Origin of the sequence: Saccharothrix luteola (genome assembly GCF_020859565.1) — a bacterium.
Lineage (GTDB): Bacteria > Actinomycetota > Actinomycetes > Mycobacteriales > Pseudonocardiaceae > Actinosynnema > Actinosynnema luteola.
The window spans coordinates 99,149-115,221 of sequence record NZ_JAJHUO010000018.1 but is presented as its reverse complement, the minus strand read 5'-3'; the positions used below and the strand labels follow the sequence as shown (position 1 = coordinate 115,221).

The following is a 16,073-nucleotide window of genomic DNA, read 5'->3' as shown; positions in this document are numbered from 1 at the left end:
CAATCGGGTGAAGATAAAGACACCGATCCGGCTATCGGTGACTTCGATCACCCGAGTGGCAGTTCGTCTCAGAGTTACTACCGCTCATCGCATCACTCGACTGTTGAGCGCAAGGTCACACAAAAGGTCTTTCAGGCGTGAGCCAGGTCTCCCTACGGTGCACGGCGTATCAGGAACGCACCAGGAGGACTTACGTGCCGTTCACACCGTCGTCAAGTACGCGAGGAGGGGACCGTGAGCACCTCTGAGCAGCACACCCCCGACGCCCAGGACAACCACAACTGGGTGGATGTGCAGAACAGCCCCGACTTCCGCGAGTTGCGCCGGCGGCTGCGCAGTTTCGTCTTCCCCATGGCCGGTCTCTTCCTGGCCTGGTACCTGCTGTACGTCCTGCTCGCCGACTACGCCCACGGGTTCATGTCGACGAAGGTCATCGGCAACATCAACGTCGGCCTGATCCTCGGGCTGCTGCAGTTCGTGTCGACCTTCGTCATCACGACGCTGTACGTGCGGCACGCGAACAAGAACCTCGACCCCATGGCGGAGAAGCTCCGCAACGAGCTCGAAGGGGGTCAAGCGTGAACGGCAACGCCCTGCTCAACATCGGCATCTTCGGCATCTTCGTCGCGGCAACCCTGGTCGTCGTCATCCGGGCCAGCCGCAACAGCAAGACCGCCGCCGACTACCTCGCCGCGGGCCGTGCCTTCACCGGGCCCCAGAACGGCATCGCGATCGCCGGCGACTACCTGTCCGCCGCCTCGTTCCTCGGCATCGCGGGCGCCATCGCGGTCAACGGCTACGACGGCTTCCTGTACTCCATCGGCTTCCTGGTGGCGTGGCTCATCGCGTTGCTGCTGGTCGCGGAGCTGCTGCGGAACACGGGCAAGTACACGATGGGCGACGTGCTGGCGTTCCGGATGCGGCAGCGCCCGGTCCGCGCGGCGGCGGCCACCTCGACGATGGCCGTGTCGTTCTTCTACCTGCTGGCCCAGATGGCGGGTGCCGGCGGTCTCGTCGCGCTCCTGCTCGGCATCACCGGCAAGGGCGGCCAGGCCGTCGTCATCGCCGTGGTCGGCGCGCTGATGATCGCCTACGTGCTCATCGGCGGCATGAAGGGCACCACCTGGGTCCAGATCATCAAGGCCGTCCTGCTCATCGCGGGCGCCGGCTTGATGACCGTCTGGGTGATGGGCAAGTACGGCTTCAACCTGTCGAGCCTGCTCGGCTCGGTGTCGGACAAGCTACTCGGCCCCGGCCTGCAGTACGGCAAGACCGAGACCAGCAAGCTCGACTTCATCTCGCTCGCCCTCGCGCTGGTGCTGGGCACGGCCGGCCTGCCGCACATCCTGATGCGCTTCTACACGGTCCCGACCGCGAAGGAAGCCCGTCGTTCCGTGGTGTGGGCGATCTGGCTGATCGGCATCTTCTACCTGCTCACCCTGGTGCTGGGCTACGGCGCGGCGGCCCTCGTGGGCTCCGACAAGATCCAGAAGGCGCCCGGTGGCGTGAACTCGGCCGCGCCGCTGCTGGCCGAAGCCCTCGGCGGTCCGATCCTGCTCGGCCTGATCGCCGCGGTCGCGTTCGCCACGATCCTCGCCGTGGTCGCCGGCCTGACGATCACCGCGTCGGCGTCGTTCGCGCACGACATCTACGCGAACATCATCAAGAAGGGTCAGGTCGAGGACAAGGAAGCCGAGGTGAAGGTCGCCCGGCGCACGGCTGTCGTGATCGGCATCGTCGCGATCCTCGGCGGCATCCTGGCCAACGGCCAGAACATCGCCTTCCTGGTGGCGCTCGCGTTCGCGGTGGCGGCCTCGGCGAACCTGCCGACGATCCTGTACTCGCTGTTCTGGAAGCGCTTCAACACCGCGGGCGCCCTCTGGAGCATCTACGGCGGTCTCGGCATCACGGTGCTGCTGATCGTGTTCTCGCCGGTGGTCTCGGGCAAGCCGGTCAACCCGCAGACCGGCAAGAGCGCGTCGATGCTGCAAGGCGTCGACTTCCACTGGTTCCCGCTCGACAACCCGGGCCTCGTGTCGATCCCGCTGTCGTTCCTGCTGGGCTTCCTGGGCACGGTGCTGTCGAAGGAGAACGACAAGGAGAAGTACGCGGAGATGGAGGTGCGCGCCCTCACCGGCGTCGGCGCCGAGAAGGCGACCGCGCACTAGTCGCCGCCGTTCCCGCCGGCCACCACGCCGGCCATCGCCCTCTCGGGGACGGTGGCCGGCGTGCTCCTTATCCCCGGCTTATGGCCACCGTGGGAGCATGGACCCGTGACGGTTCCCAGCGTTGAAGTGTCCGAGGTGCCGGCGGAGCTGCCGGAGGGCAAGGTCCTGCTCGACGTGCGCGAGGCCGACGAGTGGGCGGCGGGCCACGCCCCGGGCGCCCTGCACATCCCCATGAGCGAGTTGGCGGGCAAGCTCGACGAGCTGCCGGGCGACTCCGAGTTCTACGTCGTGTGCCGCTCGGGCGGCCGTTCCGCGCGGGTCACGCAGTACCTGAACGCCAACGGCTGGGAAGCGACGAACGTCGACGGCGGCATGCAGGTGTGGGCCGCGTCCGGCCGTCCCCTGGTCGGTGAGGTCGACGGCGCGGAGCCCGAGGTCATCTGACATGGCGCTGCGACCGCTGCGCGTGGACTGGGTGGCGACCCCGCCACCCGGCGCCTACCCGCACCGTCGCCAGGGTGCGCCGCGCCGGGCCTACACCGGCCCGCCGTCGTACCCGGTGCCGCCGCGCTGGGGCTTCCCGCTGCTGGCGTGGCGCTGGCCCACGTCCGTGGCCATGGACGACGAGCGGTCCGCCGACACGGTCGAGCAGGCGCAGCGGCTGGCGCGCACGGCGTCGCACGCCCTGGGCCTGGCCGCGTTGACGGCGTTGTGGGCAGCGGGCAGCGAGCTGTGGCGTTACGCGTTGTTGCTGCTCAGCCGCTACGGCGCGATGTCGGAGACCACGGTCGGCGTGTCGGACGCCATGGTCGTGGCCTCGTCCGTGGTGACGATCGTGGCGTCCGCGGTCGCCCTGGTCTTCACCCTGCTGTGGCTGCGCCGGGCCCGCAACGCCGCCGCCACCGAGGCGGGGTACGGCCCCTCGAGGTCGGACCGCGAGGTGCTGATCGGCCTGGTGGTGCCGGGGGTGAACCTGGTGGTGCCCGGCTCGGTCCTGGCCGAGCTGGAGCACGCCGCCCTGCGCGAGCCGGCCACCGCCCGCCCGGCGCCGTCCAAGCTGGTCCGCTGGTGGTGGGGCCTGTGGGCGTTCACGGGCCTGTTCGTCGCGTTCACCGTGGTCTGGGGCTTCCGCTCCAGCGTGCAGGCCATGGCGGACGGCGTGCTGTTCCACGCCGTCGCCGACCTCCTGGCCGCCGCCGTGGCGATCGTGACGGCGGTGCTGGTCCGCCGCATCACCACCCTCCTGCTGCCGGTGGACGCCGGCGCCATCCGCCGCATGCGGGTCGTGGACGTCAAGGACGCCCCGACCCCGGTCCTGCGCCCCATCCGCTCCTCGGGCTCGCCGCGCTGACTTCAGCGGTCCGCCGGCACCCGTTCGGCGAGGAAGTCCTCCCAGGGCCGCCTACCCCTCGCGGCTCCTGGTCCCGCCAGGTTCCCGCCCGCGCGGTAGGCCCGGCCGGCTTTGCCCGGCATCCGGACGGGCAGCGCGGGACGGCGCTTGTCGCGTGCCGCCAGGTAGCCGCGCACCAGGTCGGCCAGGCCGTGGACCTCCGGGCCGGCCAGGTCGGGCACCAGGCCGGCCGGTGCGCCGAGCGTCAGCTCCACCAGCCGTTCGGCCACGTCACGGGCGTCGACCGGTTCGAACCGCAGGCCACCGGGGATGGGGACGACCGGCAGCTTCGCCATCTTCGCCACCACGGTCAGGACCAGGTCGTGGAACTGGGCGGCCCGCAGGGTCGTCCACGGCAGGCCCGAGTCGGCCACCGCGCGTTCCGCGCCGAGCTTCTCCCGGAACCAGGCCAGGGGCACGCGGTCCGCGCCGATGGCCGAGATGTGGACGAAGTGCCGCACACCACCGGTCGCGGAAGCCGCGCGCACCAGCCGCCCGGTCGTCGCCGCGTCGCCCTTCGGGCCGCCGGCCAGGTGCAGGACGATCTCGACGCCGTCCACCGCCGCCTCGACGCCCTCACCCGTGAGCAGGTCGCCGGTGACGTGCTCGACGCCGTCGACCGGCCCGTGGCCGTGCCTGCTGAGCACGCGCACCCGGTGCCCGTCCAGAAGCGGCACGACCAGGCGTCCGAGGGTGCCGGTACCGCCCGTGACCAGGATGGATGTCATTGTTCCTCCGAACATGTCGAGTGGGTCCACTGCGTCGACCCGCGGCGCGGAGGGAACGTGACACGGTGGACGAGCTGACCGAGCGCTTCGAGGAGCACCGGGCCCACCTGCGCGCGGTGGCGTACCGGATGCTCGGCTCGGTGGCCGAGGCGGACGACGCCGTGCAGGACGCCTGGCTGCGGTTCGACCGCGCCGACACCAGCGAGGTGGAGAACCTCGGCGCGTGGCTGACCACGGTCGTCGCCCGCCTCTGCCTGAACGTCCTGCGCTCGCGCGAGCAGCGGCGCGAGGACTCGTTCGACCTCCACCTGCCCGACCCGGTCATCAGCTACGACGACGGCACCGACCCCGAGCACGAAGCGGTGCTCGCCGACTCGGTCGGCCTGGCGCTGCTGGTCGTCCTGGACACCCTCACGCCCGCCGAACGCCTCGCGTTCGTGCTGCACGACATGTTCGCCGTGCCGTTCGACGAGATCGCCGCGGTGATCGAGAAGTCGACGGCCGCGACCCGCCAACTCGCCAGCCGCGCCCGCCGCCGCGTCCAGGGCCGCGTCCCGACCCCGGACACCGACCCGACCCGGCAGCGGGAGGTCGTGACCGCGTTCTTCGCCGCCGCGCGTGACGGTGACCTCGACGCCCTGGTCGCCGTGCTCGACCCGGACGTCGTGCTCCGCTCCGACGGCGGCGCGGGCTCACGCTTCTCCGTCACCCTCTCCGGTGCCCGCACCGTGGCCGGCCAGGCGGTCACCTTCGGCCGGCTGTCGCCGTTCGCCCGCCCGGCGCTGGTCAACGGCGCGGCCGGGGTCGTCGTCGTGGCCGACGGCCGGCCGCTGTCGGTCATGGCGTTCGTCGTCGCGGACGGCCGGATCGCCGCCATCGACGTCCTCTCCGACGCCGAGCGCCTCCAGGACCTCGTCGTACTCCCAGACGAGCGCGAGGGGGACGCGCCTGCCGTAGCGCTTGAGGGCTGACTCGGCGGACGTGTGCTGCCCGATGAACGTCCGGCCGGTCTCGGGATCGCGCCGGTAGACGATCGCGTCCGTGCGGTCCTCGTCCAGGACCTCCATGCCCCAGGCGAAGATCCGGCTGCGGTCGGTCGCGTCCACCAAGCTGAAGAGATTCGCTTCCACGGGGACGACTGTGCGGCCGGGAGATCCGCCCGATGCGGTGAAGCACGGCGGGAATCCCGCATCCGCGCGTCCCACCGGATCATGCTGCCCTGTGCCCACCCCGCCACCGTTCCGCCGCCGTCGGCTGGGGCGCAAGCTCGCCCGGATGCGGACCCAGGCCAAGTTGACCCTGGACGAGGCCGCCAAAGCCCTCTACCGCACCAAGTCCACCCTCCACCGGCTGGAGAAGGGCGAGACGATCCTCGACGTCCACCTCGCCAAGTCGATGATGGACCTCTACGACCAGTACGACCCCGACCTCGTCGACCAGGCGCTGCGAGCCCGTGAGCCGGGGTGGTGGACCACCTACGGCATCGAGAACCAGGGCTACATCGACGTCGAGACCGAGGCGTCCGACGTGCGCGACCTGTCGCCGTTGATCATCCCGGGCCTGCTCCAGACGACCGGCTACATGCGTGCGATGTTCGAGGCGCACCGGCTCAAGCGGACCAAGCGGTGGCTGGAGAACGACATCCGGGTCCGCCAGATCCGCCAGGCGCGGCTGACCGATCCGGACGACCCCCTGCGGCTGCACGCGATCATCGAGGAAGCCGCACTCCGCAAGGTGGTCGGCAGCCGTGAGGTCATGCGGGAGCAGTTGGCACACCTGCTCGACATGGGGAAGCGGCCCAACGTGACCATCCAGGTGGTGTCGAACGAGCAGGGCGTCGTCGACGGCATGGCGACCGCGTTCACGCTGCTGGGCTTCTCGGGGCCGGACGAGCCGGAGGTCCTGTACATCGAGTACCTGACCGGAGCGCTGCACATCGAACAGGAGCGCGAGTTGCGGGAGGCTAGAATGACGTTCGGTTTCGTGGCCTCCCGGGCGTTGGGCCCGAAGGATTCGGTGGCCTTGATCGAACGGGTTCTGGCCGAGTGAAAGAGGCGGTGGCAATGTCCACAGTGGACCTCTCCGGCGTGGCGTGGCGCAAGAGCAGTCGGAGCAATGGCGCGAGCAATGCCAACTGCGTGGAGGTGGCGTTCGCGGGGCCGGCGGTCGCCGTACGGGACTCGAAGAACCCGCAGGCCGCAACGCTCGCGTTCCCCGCTGTTCAGTGGTCGTTCTTCCTCCGGCTCTTGGGCTCCTGACCGGCCGCGTGCCACCGTGACCCCATGCGGGTACTCGCGGCGGCACTGATCCTGACCCTGCTGGCCTCCGGGCTGGGCTCCGGCGTGGCGAACGCCGGCAGCGGGAAGGAGTTCGACCTCCAAGCCCACCGCGGCGGGATCGGGCTGACGGTCGAGAGCACGTTGGCGGCGTTCGCCAAGGCGCTCGAACTGGGCGTCACGACGCTGGAGCTGGACGTCCAGATCACCAAGGACGGCCGGGAGGTCGTCACCCACGACCGCAGGACGAACCCGAACAAGTGCGTCGACACCGCGCCCGCCTTCCCCGGCGACCCGGCGTTCCCGTACGCGGGCAAGTACGTGAAGGACCTGACGTTCGCGCAGGTCCGCACGCTGGACTGCGGTTCGCGGCGGTGGGCGCAGTACCCGGACCAGGAGCTGTCACCGGGCGCGCGGATGCCCACGTTGGCCGAGGTCTTCGCCCTGGCCCGCAGCTACCGGGCGTTCACCGTCAAGTTCAACATCGAGACCAAGGTCGAGGCCGCCGCGCCGCACGAGACCGCGCCGCGCGAGCAGTTCGTCGAGGTCACGGCCCGCGAGATCCGCAGGTCCGGCTTCTTCCGCAACGTCACCGTCCAGTCGTTCGACTGGGGCACGCTGATGCTGTGGCGCAAGGCCGAGCCGCGCCTCCCGCTGGTCGCGCTGACCCAGCCCGAGTTCCTGCGCCCCGGCTCACCGTGGACGGGCGGCCTCGACCTGGCCGACTTCGGCGGCAGCGTGGTCGAGGCGGTGAAGAGCTTCGGTGCCTCCGCGCTCTCCCCGGTGCACGGCAACCCGCAGAACGGCGAGGTCGGCGACCCGAACTACGTCCCGTTCACCACGAAAGCCCTGGTCGACGAGGCGCACGCGCACGGCCTGAAGGTCGTCCCGTGGACCGTCAACGACCCGGCCACCATGCACAAGCTGATCGACGACGGCGTGGACGGCATCATCACCGACTACCCGGACCGCCTGCGCACGGTGATGGCCGAACGCGGCTTCAAGCTGCCGAAGAAGTACTCGCGCAAGCGGTAAGCCGTCCGGCTCACGCCGACGTCAGCGGCAGGTCGTGCAGGCCCCGGATGACGAACTCGGCGCGGCGGCGTGGTTCGGCGGCCAGGGTGGCGTTCGGCAGCTTGCGGGCCAGGGAGGACAGGGCCGCCTGGACCTCGATGCGGGCCAGGGGCGCGCCGAGGCAGTAGTGGATGCCCATGCCGAAACCCAGGTGGGGGTTCGGGTTGCGGGTGATGTCGAAGGTGTCCGGGTCGGCGAAGACCGCGGGGTCGCGGGCCGCCGCGCCCAGCAGCGCGGCGATCTTCCGACCCGGCTCGACCCGGTAGCCGGCGATGGTGACGGGCTCGGTGGCGGTGCGTTCGAACAGCTGCAACGGCGAGTCGTAGCGGATCAGCTCTTCCACCGCCGTGGGTAGCAGGGCGTGGTCGTTGACCAGGCGTCGCCACTCGTGCGGGTGGTTCATCAGCGCTTGGACGCCGTTGCCGATGACGTTGACGGTGGCCTCGTGGCCGGCCATGAGCAGCAGCACGGCGGTCGCCACCAGCTCGTCCTCGGTCAGCTTCGCGCCGTCGGTGTCGGTGACCGCGACCAGGTCGGACACCAGGTCGTCACCGGGCGACGTGCGCCGCAGCGCGATCAGCTCCCGCAGGTAGGCGACGAACTCCGCGGACGCGCGCTCGGCCGCCGCCTGCTTGTCCGCGGCCAGGTCGTACTCGTACATCTTCACGATGGCGTTCGACCACGGCTGCAGCAGCGCCCGGTCGCGCGCGGGCACGCCCAGCAGTTCGGCGATCACCTCGACCGGCAGCGGCGCGGCCACGTGGGACAGCAGGTCGGCCTGCCCCTCCGACGAGATCTTGGCCACGAGCTCGTCCACGAGGCGGTCGGCCAGCTCGGCGATCCACGGCCGCAGCCGCTCGACGTGACCGCGGCCGAACGCGGCGGCCACCAGCCTGCGCAGCCTGCTGTGCGTGGGCGGCTCGTTCTCCAGCAGCGAGTTGCGGTGCAGGAGGTTGAACGACGCGAACCGGTCCACCGGCTTCGCGTCGGTCCAGATGCGGCCGAGCGCCCGGTGCCTGAGCACGGCCGACGCCGCCGCGTGCGACACCGCCACCGCGACGCCCATCTCCTCGTGCCAGTGCACGTCGCCCTGCGCGCGCATCGCGGCGAACGCGGGGTACGGATCCGCGATGAAAGCCGGATCGTGCTGGTCGAAGTAGGCCACGGTGACGGACGGTAGGTCTTGAGGAGGGCTCGCGTCCATCCGAGTGTGGTTGTTGTTTCAAACATTCAGCGAGCTGTGACTTCGAGTAGTCGGGTCGCGTCGGGCGGTCGCGACGCCGAAGGCGGCGCCGTCCGACGCAGGTTGACCCGGTGCGTGCTCCGCCAGGAGCATCCCTGACGTGTCACCCGAAGTCATCGCTCACCGCGGCGCGTCCACCCGCCGCCCCGAGCACACCCTCGCCGCCTACGATCTGGCGCTGCGCCACTCCGACGGCCTGGAGTGCGACGTGCGGCTCACCAAGGACGGTCACCTCGTCTGCGTGCACGACCGCACCATCGACCGCACCAGCGGCGGCACGGGCGTGGTCAGCGCGATGACCCTGGACGAGCTGCGCCGGCACGACTTCGGCAGCTGGCACGGCGGCGAGCCGGCCGAGGTGCTGACCCTGGACGCGCTGCTCGGCCTCGCCGCCGACCACGGCAAGCGGCTGTTCGTCGAGACCAAGCACCCCGTCCGGTACGGGGGCCTGGTCGAGCGCAGGCTCGCCGGGGAGCTGGGCCGCCACCGGGTCGACGCGGTGATGATGTCGTTCTCCGTCTTCGCCGTGCACCGGTTCAAGAAGCTCAGGCCCGAGGTGCCCACGGTCCTGCTCTACGACCGGCTGTGGCCGAAGGTGAAGCCCCACTTCGCCGACTACGCCGGACCCGGTGTTCACCTGCTCAAGCGTCACCCCGACAGGGGAGAGGGCGTCTACGCGTGGACGGTGGACGACCCGGCCGACATCGCGTTGTGCCGTGAGCGGGGCGTCCGGTTCCTCGCCACCAACAACCCGGAGGAGACGCGCGAGCACCTTGCGGATAACTTGACGCCCGACCAGCCCTGAGACCGAGGAGGCGCGGTGGCGAAGCGGACAGCCGTGAAGAACAAGCCGGCGGACGGCGTCAACCCGCGGCAGCCGTGCCCGTGCGGCTCCGGCAAGCGCTACAAGGCCTGCCACGGCTCGGCGGGCGGCGCGGCGGACGTGATCGTCTCCCGCCCGTTCGAGGGCCTGGCCGCCGAGGCGGAGCTGATCGCGCTGCGCGAGTTCGTCCCCTCGGCCACGGTGAAGCTGCCGCTCAAGGCGGACGGCGGTCGCGAGGTCGTGCTGGCGACCGTGCTGCCGATGGCGGCGGCGGGCCTCGTCCGCTCGGACGGCACCGCGTTCGTCGGCCTCCAGGTGCAGACCCGGTCCGGCGACCTCAGCCGCGACCTGGCGCGGGCCGTGCAGTGGGCGCTGACCGCGAAGACCGGTGACGCCCTCGCGGTCGTCGGCACGGACGACGGCTCGAACCCCGGCCGCCTCCAGGACCTGCTGGACGTCGAGGCGACGTTGAGCCCCGAGCTTCACCCCGACTTCGCGTGGTGGCTGCCGCCGGACAACGAGCCCGCCGGCGAGGTCGCCCTGTCCCTGGAGCGCGCCAACGCCGCGATCCTGCCCACCGAGCGCGTCGACGCGCCCGGCGTGGCCGCCGCCTACTGGGTGGACGCGGGCGACAAGGCGCACCTGCGCTGGGTCCGCCCCGAGCCGGAGGAGGCGCTGCTCGCGGCGCTCGCCCGGCTGTCCGTGCGCGGCGAGCTCGACCTGGGCGAGGGCTCCCGGTACGCCGGGTCGTTCCGCGCGCACGGCCTGCTGGTCCCGGTGTGGGACCTGGACCGCGAGCTGCACTCCAGCGAGTGGGCGCCGGGCGCGGAGGCGTTGGGCAATCGTTTGCGGGATGCCCTGACCAGCCTCGACGCCGAACCGCTCACCGAGCAGGAACGGCGGGCGCGCGACGGTCTGCGCGGCCGGCAGATCACCCTGCGCTGAACCTGTCCACAGGTATCCCCAGCTTTGTCCACAGGGTCCTGTGGACAAGTGAGGAGTCGGAGTGATCCTGCGGATCAGCCCGAAGGCGGACTGGAGGCGGGCCCGCGAGGACGGCGCGATCCCGCTCGACCTCGACGGTTTCGTGCACTGCTCGGATCCCGGGACGGTGCACCTGCCCGCCAACCGCCTGTACCCGCACCGGCACGACCTCGTGCTGCTGGTGATCGACCCAGAGGGTTTGCCCGTGCTGTGGGAGCCGGGCGAGACCGAGGACGGCCCGTGGTTCCCGCACGTCTACGGGCCGATCCCGGCCGACGCGGTGGTGGCCGTGCACGAGTTCACGCCGGACTCCGACGGCGCCTTCCGGCCGTTGCCCGTTTTGTGACCTCGGTCTGAGGCAACCGACACCCCCTCTCGAACGTGTCCTCTCCGACGGTGGCCGAGGGGCCGCCGTCCGAGGGGGGTTTCGAGGTGACCGCGGTCTTGCCGGGGGAAAGAGCCACCGATCGTGGTGGGGGGACGACGGCCGACTTCGCCGACTTCGTGCGGATGTCGTTGCCGGGCCTGTTGCGCTACGGGCACGCCTTGACCGGCAACCCGCACGACGCGGGCGACCTGGTGCAGACGGTGCTGGAGAAGGTCGGCGCGCGGTGGGCGGGGGTGCTGCGCAAGGGCGACCCCTTGGCGTACGTGCGGCGGTCCATGGCGAACGCCAACACCAGCCGGTGGCGCCGTCGGCGGCGTGAGGACCTGGTGGCGGAGTTCCCCGACGCGGTCGCCGCGGCCGGGCACGACCGCCTGGAGCACGAGCCGCTGTGGCAGGCGCTGCGGGCGCTCCCGCCGCGTCAGCGCGCCGTGGTCGTGCTGCGCTTCTACGACGGTCTGTCCGAGGCCGAGATCGCCCACGCGCTCGGCGTGTCCGCGGGCACGGTCAAGAGCCAGAACAGCAAGGCGATGGCGACCTTGCGCGCACGACTGGGGGAGTCGGGGTGAACCTCGAGGAGGAGCTGGGCCGGTTGCTGCGGGACGACCGGTTGGACGTGCGGGCCAGGCCGGACGCGATCGAGGTGGTCGTGGCGGGGGCGCGCAGGGCGCGTCACCGGCGGACCGCGGTGGTGGGCGCGGTCACGGCGGTCGCGCTGGTGGCGAGCGGGTGGGGTGTGTCGGCGCTGGGTGGCTCGTGGAGCCTGCCGTCCGTGGACCCGGCCGTGCTGCCGACCACCACCACGACCGCCACGACGGCGACGCCCGCCGGGGGGACCGAGGTCGCGCCGCCGCCGCACACCGTGGTGGAGACGGTCACGGTGATGGTGACCAAGGGTCCGGCGCGGCCGGACGTGGGGTACGGCGCGGTGAAGTTCGGCATGACCGCGCCGGAGGTGGCGGCCACCGGTCTGGTGACCGCCGCGCCCGGCGGCGAGTGCGCGGCGTTCACGTGGACGAGCGAACCGGGCACCGCGAACGCCGTGCTCGTGGCGCCCGGCCAGGGCGTCGTGCGCATCACGTTGCCCGCGGCCGGCCGGACGTCGAAGGGGATCGGCGTCGGCTCGACACTGGAGCAGGTGAAGGCGCAGTACCCGCAGGGGGAACCGACCCACGGGGGCTACCAGGTCCCCATGACCGGTGACGTGGGCTGGATGTACGTGTTCGCGCTGGACGCGGAGCGGGTTGTCGGAATTCGGATGCAGCGGCTCACCGCCGACTGCGCGCAGCAGGGGGAACAGCGATGAAGGTCATGGGTGGTGTGGTGCTGGTGGTCGCCGGTCTGGCTCTGGTGGGGTGCACGGCGCAGCAGGACGCGTCGATCGGCTCGGCGTCGTCCGCGTCGACGACCACGACCGCGGTCACGACGACCGCGCCGTCGAGCACGTCGGCCGTCGCGCCGAGCACCGTCACGGTGCGGTCGACGGTGACGAGCACCGTGCAGGAGACCGTGGTCGTGGACACGACGCCGGTGCTCAGCCACTCCGCGTTCGGCGCGATCGAGCTGGGCATGACGCGCGAGCAGCTCGTGGCCACCGGTCTGGTCGGGGAGCCGACGCTGCGGATGAGCGCCCTGTGCGACATGTACCCGCTGAAGTCCGGCAACGGCTCCGCGTGGATCCGATCCAGGACGGCCAAGGCCTCATGGCGATCCTGCTGGAGTACGGCGCCGTGACCGCCGAGGGCCTGCCGGTCGACATCGGCCCGGGCGACCCGCGGCTCGCCGAGACCTACCCGAGCGGCGTGCCTTGGCAGAATGGCGGCGGTGTGACGGCCGCTTTCAGGGTGTGGGTGACCGACGACGTGAACTACCAGTTCCGGGGCAGCACCGCGCTGGTCCGCCGGGGTCAGGCCTGCTTCAACTGATCATGCCGCGGGCACGGCCGAGCGGGAGGATGGACGGATGAAGCGGCTGGTCGTGGTGGCGGCAACCCTGCTGCTGACCGCCTGCGAGTCGTCCGCGCCGCAGGTCGTGCCACCCATCACGAACGCCAGCGGCACGTCCGGGGCGGGTGACCCGGCCGTGCTCGACGCCCGCGGCATCGGCTCGGTGCGGCTGGGGATGTCGTTGGCGCAGCTCAAGGCCACCGGTGAGGTCGGCGAGGAGATCACGGAGCCCGCGTTCTCGTGCCCGGTGCACGAGCTGGAGGCCGTCGAGGGCTGGGTCGGCCTGCAGAACGGCGTCGCGGTGGACCTGCGGGTCGAGTCGGGCGCCCGCACACCGGAGGGACTGCGCCTCGGCGACTCGCGGGCCCGCATGCACGAGGTCTACCCGGACGTCGAGCAGACGCCGCACGGGTTCGTCCGCGCGGCGGAGGGCGGGACCTGGTTGTGGTTCTACTTCCGCGACGCGGGCGACACCCTCACCGGCATCGGTCTGACCAGGGAAGGCCACGGCTGCCTGAACTGACCGCGACGCCCGCCACCCCGAGGGGGTGACGGGCGTCGTTCGCTGTCGGCGGTCGGCTTCTACACGGCGCCACCCGCGGCGCGCGGCGTGCCGCTGTCGGCCTCCTCGCCCACGCTCTCGCGGGTCAGGAAGGCCTCCACGTGGAACAGGTTGCCGTCGGCGCGGTCGATCACGGTGAGCAGCGTGCTCATCGACGCGACCTCCTCCACCTGCTCCTTCAGGAACCACTGGAGGAACTGCTCGCCGATGTAGTCGCCCTCGTCGCGGGCCGTCTTGGCGAGCGCGACGATCTGCTCGGTGACCTTCTTCTCCTGCTCCAGCGCGAGCGCGACCGGCTCGCGCGGCGCGGTGAAGTCGTTGCGCACGTCGTCCACACCGGGAATGGCCACCGGCAGTCCGTTGTCCATCAGGTACTGCACGATCATCATCGCGTGGTTGCGCTCTTCCAGCGCCTGCTTGTAGAAGTGCGAAGCGAGGCGCGGCAGGTCGGCGGCGTCGAACCAGACCGCGATGGCCACGTACTGCTGCGAGGCCGTGAACTCGTTGCGCACCTGCTCCTGGAGCAGGTCGTGGAACTTCGAGGAACGCGCGGCGGTAATCTTCTTCAAGTTGACAGCCATACTCGCAGAATAACCGAAAGTGCGCTTTAATGCATTTCAGGTAAGCCTTACGAAGGTAAGGAAAGGGTTGCCGAAGAAAGCTTAGGCAACCCTTTCCGGGACGTTTCAGACCAGCGGCGCGCGGTCGATCGGGCACGACATGCAGCGCGGCCCGCCGCGACCGGAGCCCAACTCGGAGCCGCTGATCCGGATCACCTCGACGCCCGCGTCCTCCAGCCGCGCGTTCGTCTCCACGTTCCGCTCGTAGGCCACCACCAGGCCGGGCCCGACGGCCAGCGTGTTGTTGCCGTCGTCCCACTGCTCGCGCTCGGCGGTCACCGGGTCGAGGCCGGTGTCGATCACGCGCAGCCGCTCGATGCCCATCGCGTCGGCCGCCGCCTCCAGGAACGGCCGCCGGTCCTCGACCACGACGCCGCCGGCGCCGTCGGACCGCACGGGGAACGCGAACAGGTTGTCCCGCACCGCCGGGTACATCACCACGGCGTCCCGGTCGACCATCGTGCACACCGTGTCCAGGTGCATGGTCGCCCGCTCCTGCGTGATCGGCACCGCCAGCACGGTGTGCGCCAGGCCGTCGGCCAGCGCGGACCGGGCGAACGACTCCGCGCCGGCCGGCGTGGTCCGCTCGCCGACGCCGATCGCGAGCACACCCGGCGCGAGCAGCAGCACGTCACCGCCCTCGACCGGCGCGGAGTGCGCGCCGTACGCGCGGCCGGTCTTGCGGAACCGCGGGTGGTAGGCGTAGATCAGGTCGGTCAGCGCGGTCTCCCGGTCGCGCGCGGGCAGCGCCAGCGACGTGATCGCGACCCGGTCGCCGACCCACACCGACGAGTCTCGGGTGAACAGCAGGTTCGGCAGCGGGTCGACCGCGAAGTCGATCGGGTGGTGCATCTTGCGCACCAGCGACGCGCCCTCGGCGGCGGGCAGCTCCTCGAACGTCATGCCGGTCATCAGCGCGGTGGCCAGCTGGTCGGGGCTGATCGAGGCCAGGTGCGAGCGCAGCGCGTCGGCCAGGTCGATGCCCAGCCGCCGCTCGTTGACCGCGCTGTGGATGCCCGCGATCCGGGCCCGGTCGTCGTGCAGCGCGTCGACCAGCAGGTCCGCCAGCAGCAGCACCTCGACGCCGCGCCCGCGCAGCAGCTCGGCGAACGCGTCGTGCTCCTCCTGGGCCCGGTCGACCCACGGCACGCCGTCGAACAGCAGCTGGTCGTTGTTGCGCGGGGTGAGCCGCTTGAGCTCGGCGCCGGGACGGTGCAGCAGCACCGTGCGCAGGGGGCCGACTTCGCTGTCGACGCGGGGCGCCGCTGCCGGCTCGCCGTCGGTGGACGCGGTCTGGGCGATGTGCGCAGTCACGGGTCGAGGGTAACCCGAGGTCGGTCGGATCAGCAGCTCTGAGTGGTCCGTTCCGGCGAAGCTCGATCGTATGACGGCCTTGGAACGGCGATTCGTTGCGTGATTGGACGAGAGGGCTTCAGGAACGTTGCGTTGTCACGTGGACTACCGGTCCGGGGGCGTGGTTGCGGGATGATCGTGTTCTACCGGGGGAGGATGAGTGTCGGACTTCCGCTTGTTCGTCGACGCGCCGGGCAACGCCGCCTCGGCGACGAGCCAGTTGCTGCAAGAGCTGGTCAGGGGCGCGAAGGTCGACGCGCGACCCGCGCCCGCCGCGTCGCCGGAGGGCTCCAAGAGCGGCGCGGGCGCGACCGTCGCCGAGCTCGTGCTCAACGGCGCGCTGCCCGCCGCCGTGGCCGCCGCCGTCGCGTCCGTGGTCACGTCGTTCGTGCAGCGCGGCAGCGCGCGCAAGGTGACGGTCAAGACCGGGGACGACGAGATCACCGTCGAGGGCGTGGACGCCCGCTCGCAGAAGGCCCTGCTGGAGGCGTGGCTGCGCGAGCACGAGGGCGAGGGGTGAG

21 protein-coding genes are annotated in these 16,073 nt (G+C 71.2%); 17 read left to right on the top strand and 4 right to left on the bottom strand.

The window, feature by feature from the left end; translation table 11 throughout:
- Positions 1 to 234 precede the first annotated feature (234 nt).
- From LNK82_RS24915 to LNK82_RS24900, 4 genes are all read left to right on the top strand, one after another.
- Entirely contained in the window at positions 235 to 582 is a 348-nt protein-coding gene (locus LNK82_RS24915) for a DUF485 domain-containing protein (RefSeq protein ID WP_230569415.1), read from the top strand.
- On the top strand, positions 579 to 2,168 hold the full coding sequence (locus tag LNK82_RS24910; protein WP_230569414.1) for a monocarboxylic acid transporter: 1,590 nt from the start codon (positions 579 to 581) through the stop codon (positions 2,166 to 2,168). Before LNK82_RS24915 ends, LNK82_RS24910 begins: the two co-directional genes overlap by 4 nt.
- A gap of 105 nt (positions 2,169 to 2,273) precedes the next feature.
- Positions 2,274 to 2,612 carry a rhodanese-like domain-containing protein gene (locus tag LNK82_RS24905; protein WP_230569413.1) on the top strand — a complete coding sequence of 113 codons (339 nt, stop codon included), beginning with the start codon at positions 2,274 to 2,276 and terminating at the stop codon, positions 2,610 to 2,612.
- 1 nt (position 2,613) lies between these two features.
- Positions 2,614 to 3,519: a DUF4328 domain-containing protein gene (locus LNK82_RS24900; protein WP_230569412.1), complete on the top strand. Its 906-nt coding sequence runs from the start codon at positions 2,614 to 2,616 to the stop codon at positions 3,517 to 3,519.
- A gap of 2 nt (positions 3,520 to 3,521) precedes the next feature.
- Here the strand turns inward: LNK82_RS24900 and LNK82_RS24895 are convergent, their stop codons facing one another.
- A complete protein-coding gene (locus tag LNK82_RS24895) occupies positions 3,522 to 4,286 on the bottom strand; it encodes an SDR family oxidoreductase (RefSeq protein WP_230569411.1) in 765 nt (254 codons plus the stop codon).
- Between the two features lie 65 nt (positions 4,287 to 4,351).
- Between LNK82_RS24895 and sigJ the strand changes: the two genes are divergently transcribed.
- From sigJ to LNK82_RS24875, 4 genes are all read left to right on the top strand, one after another.
- Positions 4,352 to 5,257, top strand: coding sequence for an RNA polymerase sigma factor SigJ (gene sigJ / locus LNK82_RS24890; RefSeq protein ID WP_230569410.1), 906 nt, complete (start codon positions 4,352 to 4,354; stop codon positions 5,255 to 5,257).
- A 250-nt stretch (positions 5,258 to 5,507) separates the two neighbouring features.
- Complete coding sequence (locus tag LNK82_RS24885; RefSeq protein ID WP_230569409.1) at positions 5,508 to 6,335, top strand: helix-turn-helix domain-containing protein; 828 nt, start codon at positions 5,508 to 5,510, stop codon at positions 6,333 to 6,335.
- 14 nt (positions 6,336 to 6,349) lie between these two features.
- Positions 6,350 to 6,544, top strand: a complete 195-nt coding sequence (locus tag LNK82_RS24880; protein ID WP_230569408.1) for a DUF397 domain-containing protein — start codon at positions 6,350 to 6,352, stop codon at positions 6,542 to 6,544.
- Between the two features lie 24 nt (positions 6,545 to 6,568).
- The gene (locus LNK82_RS24875) at positions 6,569 to 7,597 is read left to right on the top strand and encodes a glycerophosphodiester phosphodiesterase (RefSeq protein ID WP_230569407.1); all 1,029 of its coding nucleotides are present in this window, start codon (positions 6,569 to 6,571) and stop codon (positions 7,595 to 7,597) included.
- Between the two features lie 10 nt (positions 7,598 to 7,607).
- Here LNK82_RS24875 and LNK82_RS24870 read toward each other — a convergent pair whose 3' ends face one another.
- A complete protein-coding gene (locus tag LNK82_RS24870; RefSeq protein WP_230569406.1) occupies positions 7,608 to 8,840 on the bottom strand; it encodes a cytochrome P450 in 1,233 nt (410 codons plus the stop codon).
- 139 nt (positions 8,841 to 8,979) lie between these two features.
- Here LNK82_RS24870 and LNK82_RS24865 point away from each other — a divergent pair, with 139 nt between their 5' ends.
- The 8 genes from LNK82_RS24865 (at position 8,980) to LNK82_RS24830 (ending at position 13,540) form a co-directional block, all read left to right on the top strand.
- Positions 8,980 to 9,684 (top strand): glycerophosphodiester phosphodiesterase family protein, encoded by a 705-nt coding sequence (locus tag LNK82_RS24865; RefSeq protein ID WP_230569405.1) that lies wholly within the window; start codon positions 8,980 to 8,982, stop codon positions 9,682 to 9,684.
- A 15-nt stretch (positions 9,685 to 9,699) separates the two neighbouring features.
- Positions 9,700 to 10,647, top strand: a complete 948-nt coding sequence (locus tag LNK82_RS24860) for a DUF5926 family protein (RefSeq protein WP_230569404.1) — start codon at positions 9,700 to 9,702, stop codon at positions 10,645 to 10,647.
- Between the two features lie 61 nt (positions 10,648 to 10,708).
- Positions 10,709 to 11,032 (top strand): DUF952 domain-containing protein, encoded by a 324-nt coding sequence (locus LNK82_RS24855; RefSeq protein ID WP_372470630.1) that lies wholly within the window; start codon positions 10,709 to 10,711, stop codon positions 11,030 to 11,032.
- Positions 11,033 to 11,118: 86 nt separating this feature from the next.
- Positions 11,119 to 11,640, top strand: a complete 522-nt coding sequence (locus LNK82_RS24850; protein WP_308257263.1) for a SigE family RNA polymerase sigma factor — start codon at positions 11,119 to 11,121, stop codon at positions 11,638 to 11,640.
- Entirely contained in the window at positions 11,637 to 12,377 is a 741-nt protein-coding gene (locus LNK82_RS24845; protein WP_230569403.1) for a hypothetical protein, read from the top strand. Before LNK82_RS24850 ends, LNK82_RS24845 begins: the two co-directional genes overlap by 4 nt.
- A complete protein-coding gene (locus tag LNK82_RS24840; protein ID WP_230569402.1) occupies positions 12,374 to 12,805 on the top strand; it encodes a hypothetical protein in 432 nt (143 codons plus the stop codon). Before LNK82_RS24845 ends, LNK82_RS24840 begins: the two co-directional genes overlap by 4 nt.
- Positions 12,775 to 12,996, top strand: coding sequence for a hypothetical protein (locus LNK82_RS24835; RefSeq protein ID WP_230569401.1), 222 nt, complete (start codon positions 12,775 to 12,777; stop codon positions 12,994 to 12,996). The genes LNK82_RS24840 and LNK82_RS24835 overlap by 31 nt, the downstream gene beginning before the upstream one ends.
- Positions 12,997 to 13,033: 37 nt before the next feature.
- A complete protein-coding gene (locus LNK82_RS24830; RefSeq protein ID WP_230569400.1) occupies positions 13,034 to 13,540 on the top strand; it encodes a YajG family lipoprotein in 507 nt (168 codons plus the stop codon).
- Between the two features lie 59 nt (positions 13,541 to 13,599).
- On the opposite strand, the gene LNK82_RS24825 is transcribed toward LNK82_RS24830, so the two are convergent.
- Both LNK82_RS24825 and LNK82_RS24820 read right to left on the bottom strand, forming a co-directional pair.
- A complete protein-coding gene (locus tag LNK82_RS24825) occupies positions 13,600 to 14,160 on the bottom strand; it encodes a ferritin (protein ID WP_230569399.1) in 561 nt (186 codons plus the stop codon).
- A 105-nt stretch (positions 14,161 to 14,265) separates the two neighbouring features.
- The gene (locus tag LNK82_RS24820) at positions 14,266 to 15,513 is read right to left on the bottom strand and encodes an arginine deiminase (RefSeq protein WP_230569398.1); all 1,248 of its coding nucleotides are present in this window, start codon (positions 15,511 to 15,513) and stop codon (positions 14,266 to 14,268) included.
- A 199-nt stretch (positions 15,514 to 15,712) separates the two neighbouring features.
- On the opposite strand from LNK82_RS24820, the gene LNK82_RS24815 reads away from it, so the two are divergent.
- Positions 15,713 to 16,072: a hypothetical protein gene (locus LNK82_RS24815; RefSeq protein WP_230569397.1), complete on the top strand. Its 360-nt coding sequence runs from the start codon at positions 15,713 to 15,715 to the stop codon at positions 16,070 to 16,072.
- Position 16,073: the final 1 nt, after the last annotated feature.

Coding starts and splice junctions, on each gene's coding strand:
- LNK82_RS24900 (WP_230569412.1), top strand. CDS start 2,614: ATGGCGCTGCGACCGCTGCGCGTGGACTGGGTGGCGACCCCGCCACCC.
- LNK82_RS24895 (WP_230569411.1), bottom strand. CDS start 4,286: ATGACATCCATCCTGGTCACGGGCGGTACCGGCACCCTCGGACGCCTG.
- LNK82_RS24880 (WP_230569408.1), top strand. CDS start 6,350: ATGTCCACAGTGGACCTCTCCGGCGTGGCGTGGCGCAAGAGCAGTCGG.
- LNK82_RS24875 (WP_230569407.1), top strand. CDS start 6,569: ATGCGGGTACTCGCGGCGGCACTGATCCTGACCCTGCTGGCCTCCGGG.
- LNK82_RS24870 (WP_230569406.1), bottom strand. CDS start 8,840: ATGGACGCGAGCCCTCCTCAAGACCTACCGTCCGTCACCGTGGCCTAC.
- LNK82_RS24840 (WP_230569402.1), top strand. CDS start 12,374: ATGAAGGTCATGGGTGGTGTGGTGCTGGTGGTCGCCGGTCTGGCTCTG.
- LNK82_RS24835 (WP_230569401.1), top strand. CDS start 12,775: ATGGCGATCCTGCTGGAGTACGGCGCCGTGACCGCCGAGGGCCTGCCG.
- LNK82_RS24830 (WP_230569400.1), top strand. CDS start 13,034: ATGAAGCGGCTGGTCGTGGTGGCGGCAACCCTGCTGCTGACCGCCTGC.
- LNK82_RS24825 (WP_230569399.1), bottom strand. CDS start 14,160: ATGGCTGTCAACTTGAAGAAGATTACCGCCGCGCGTTCCTCGAAGTTC.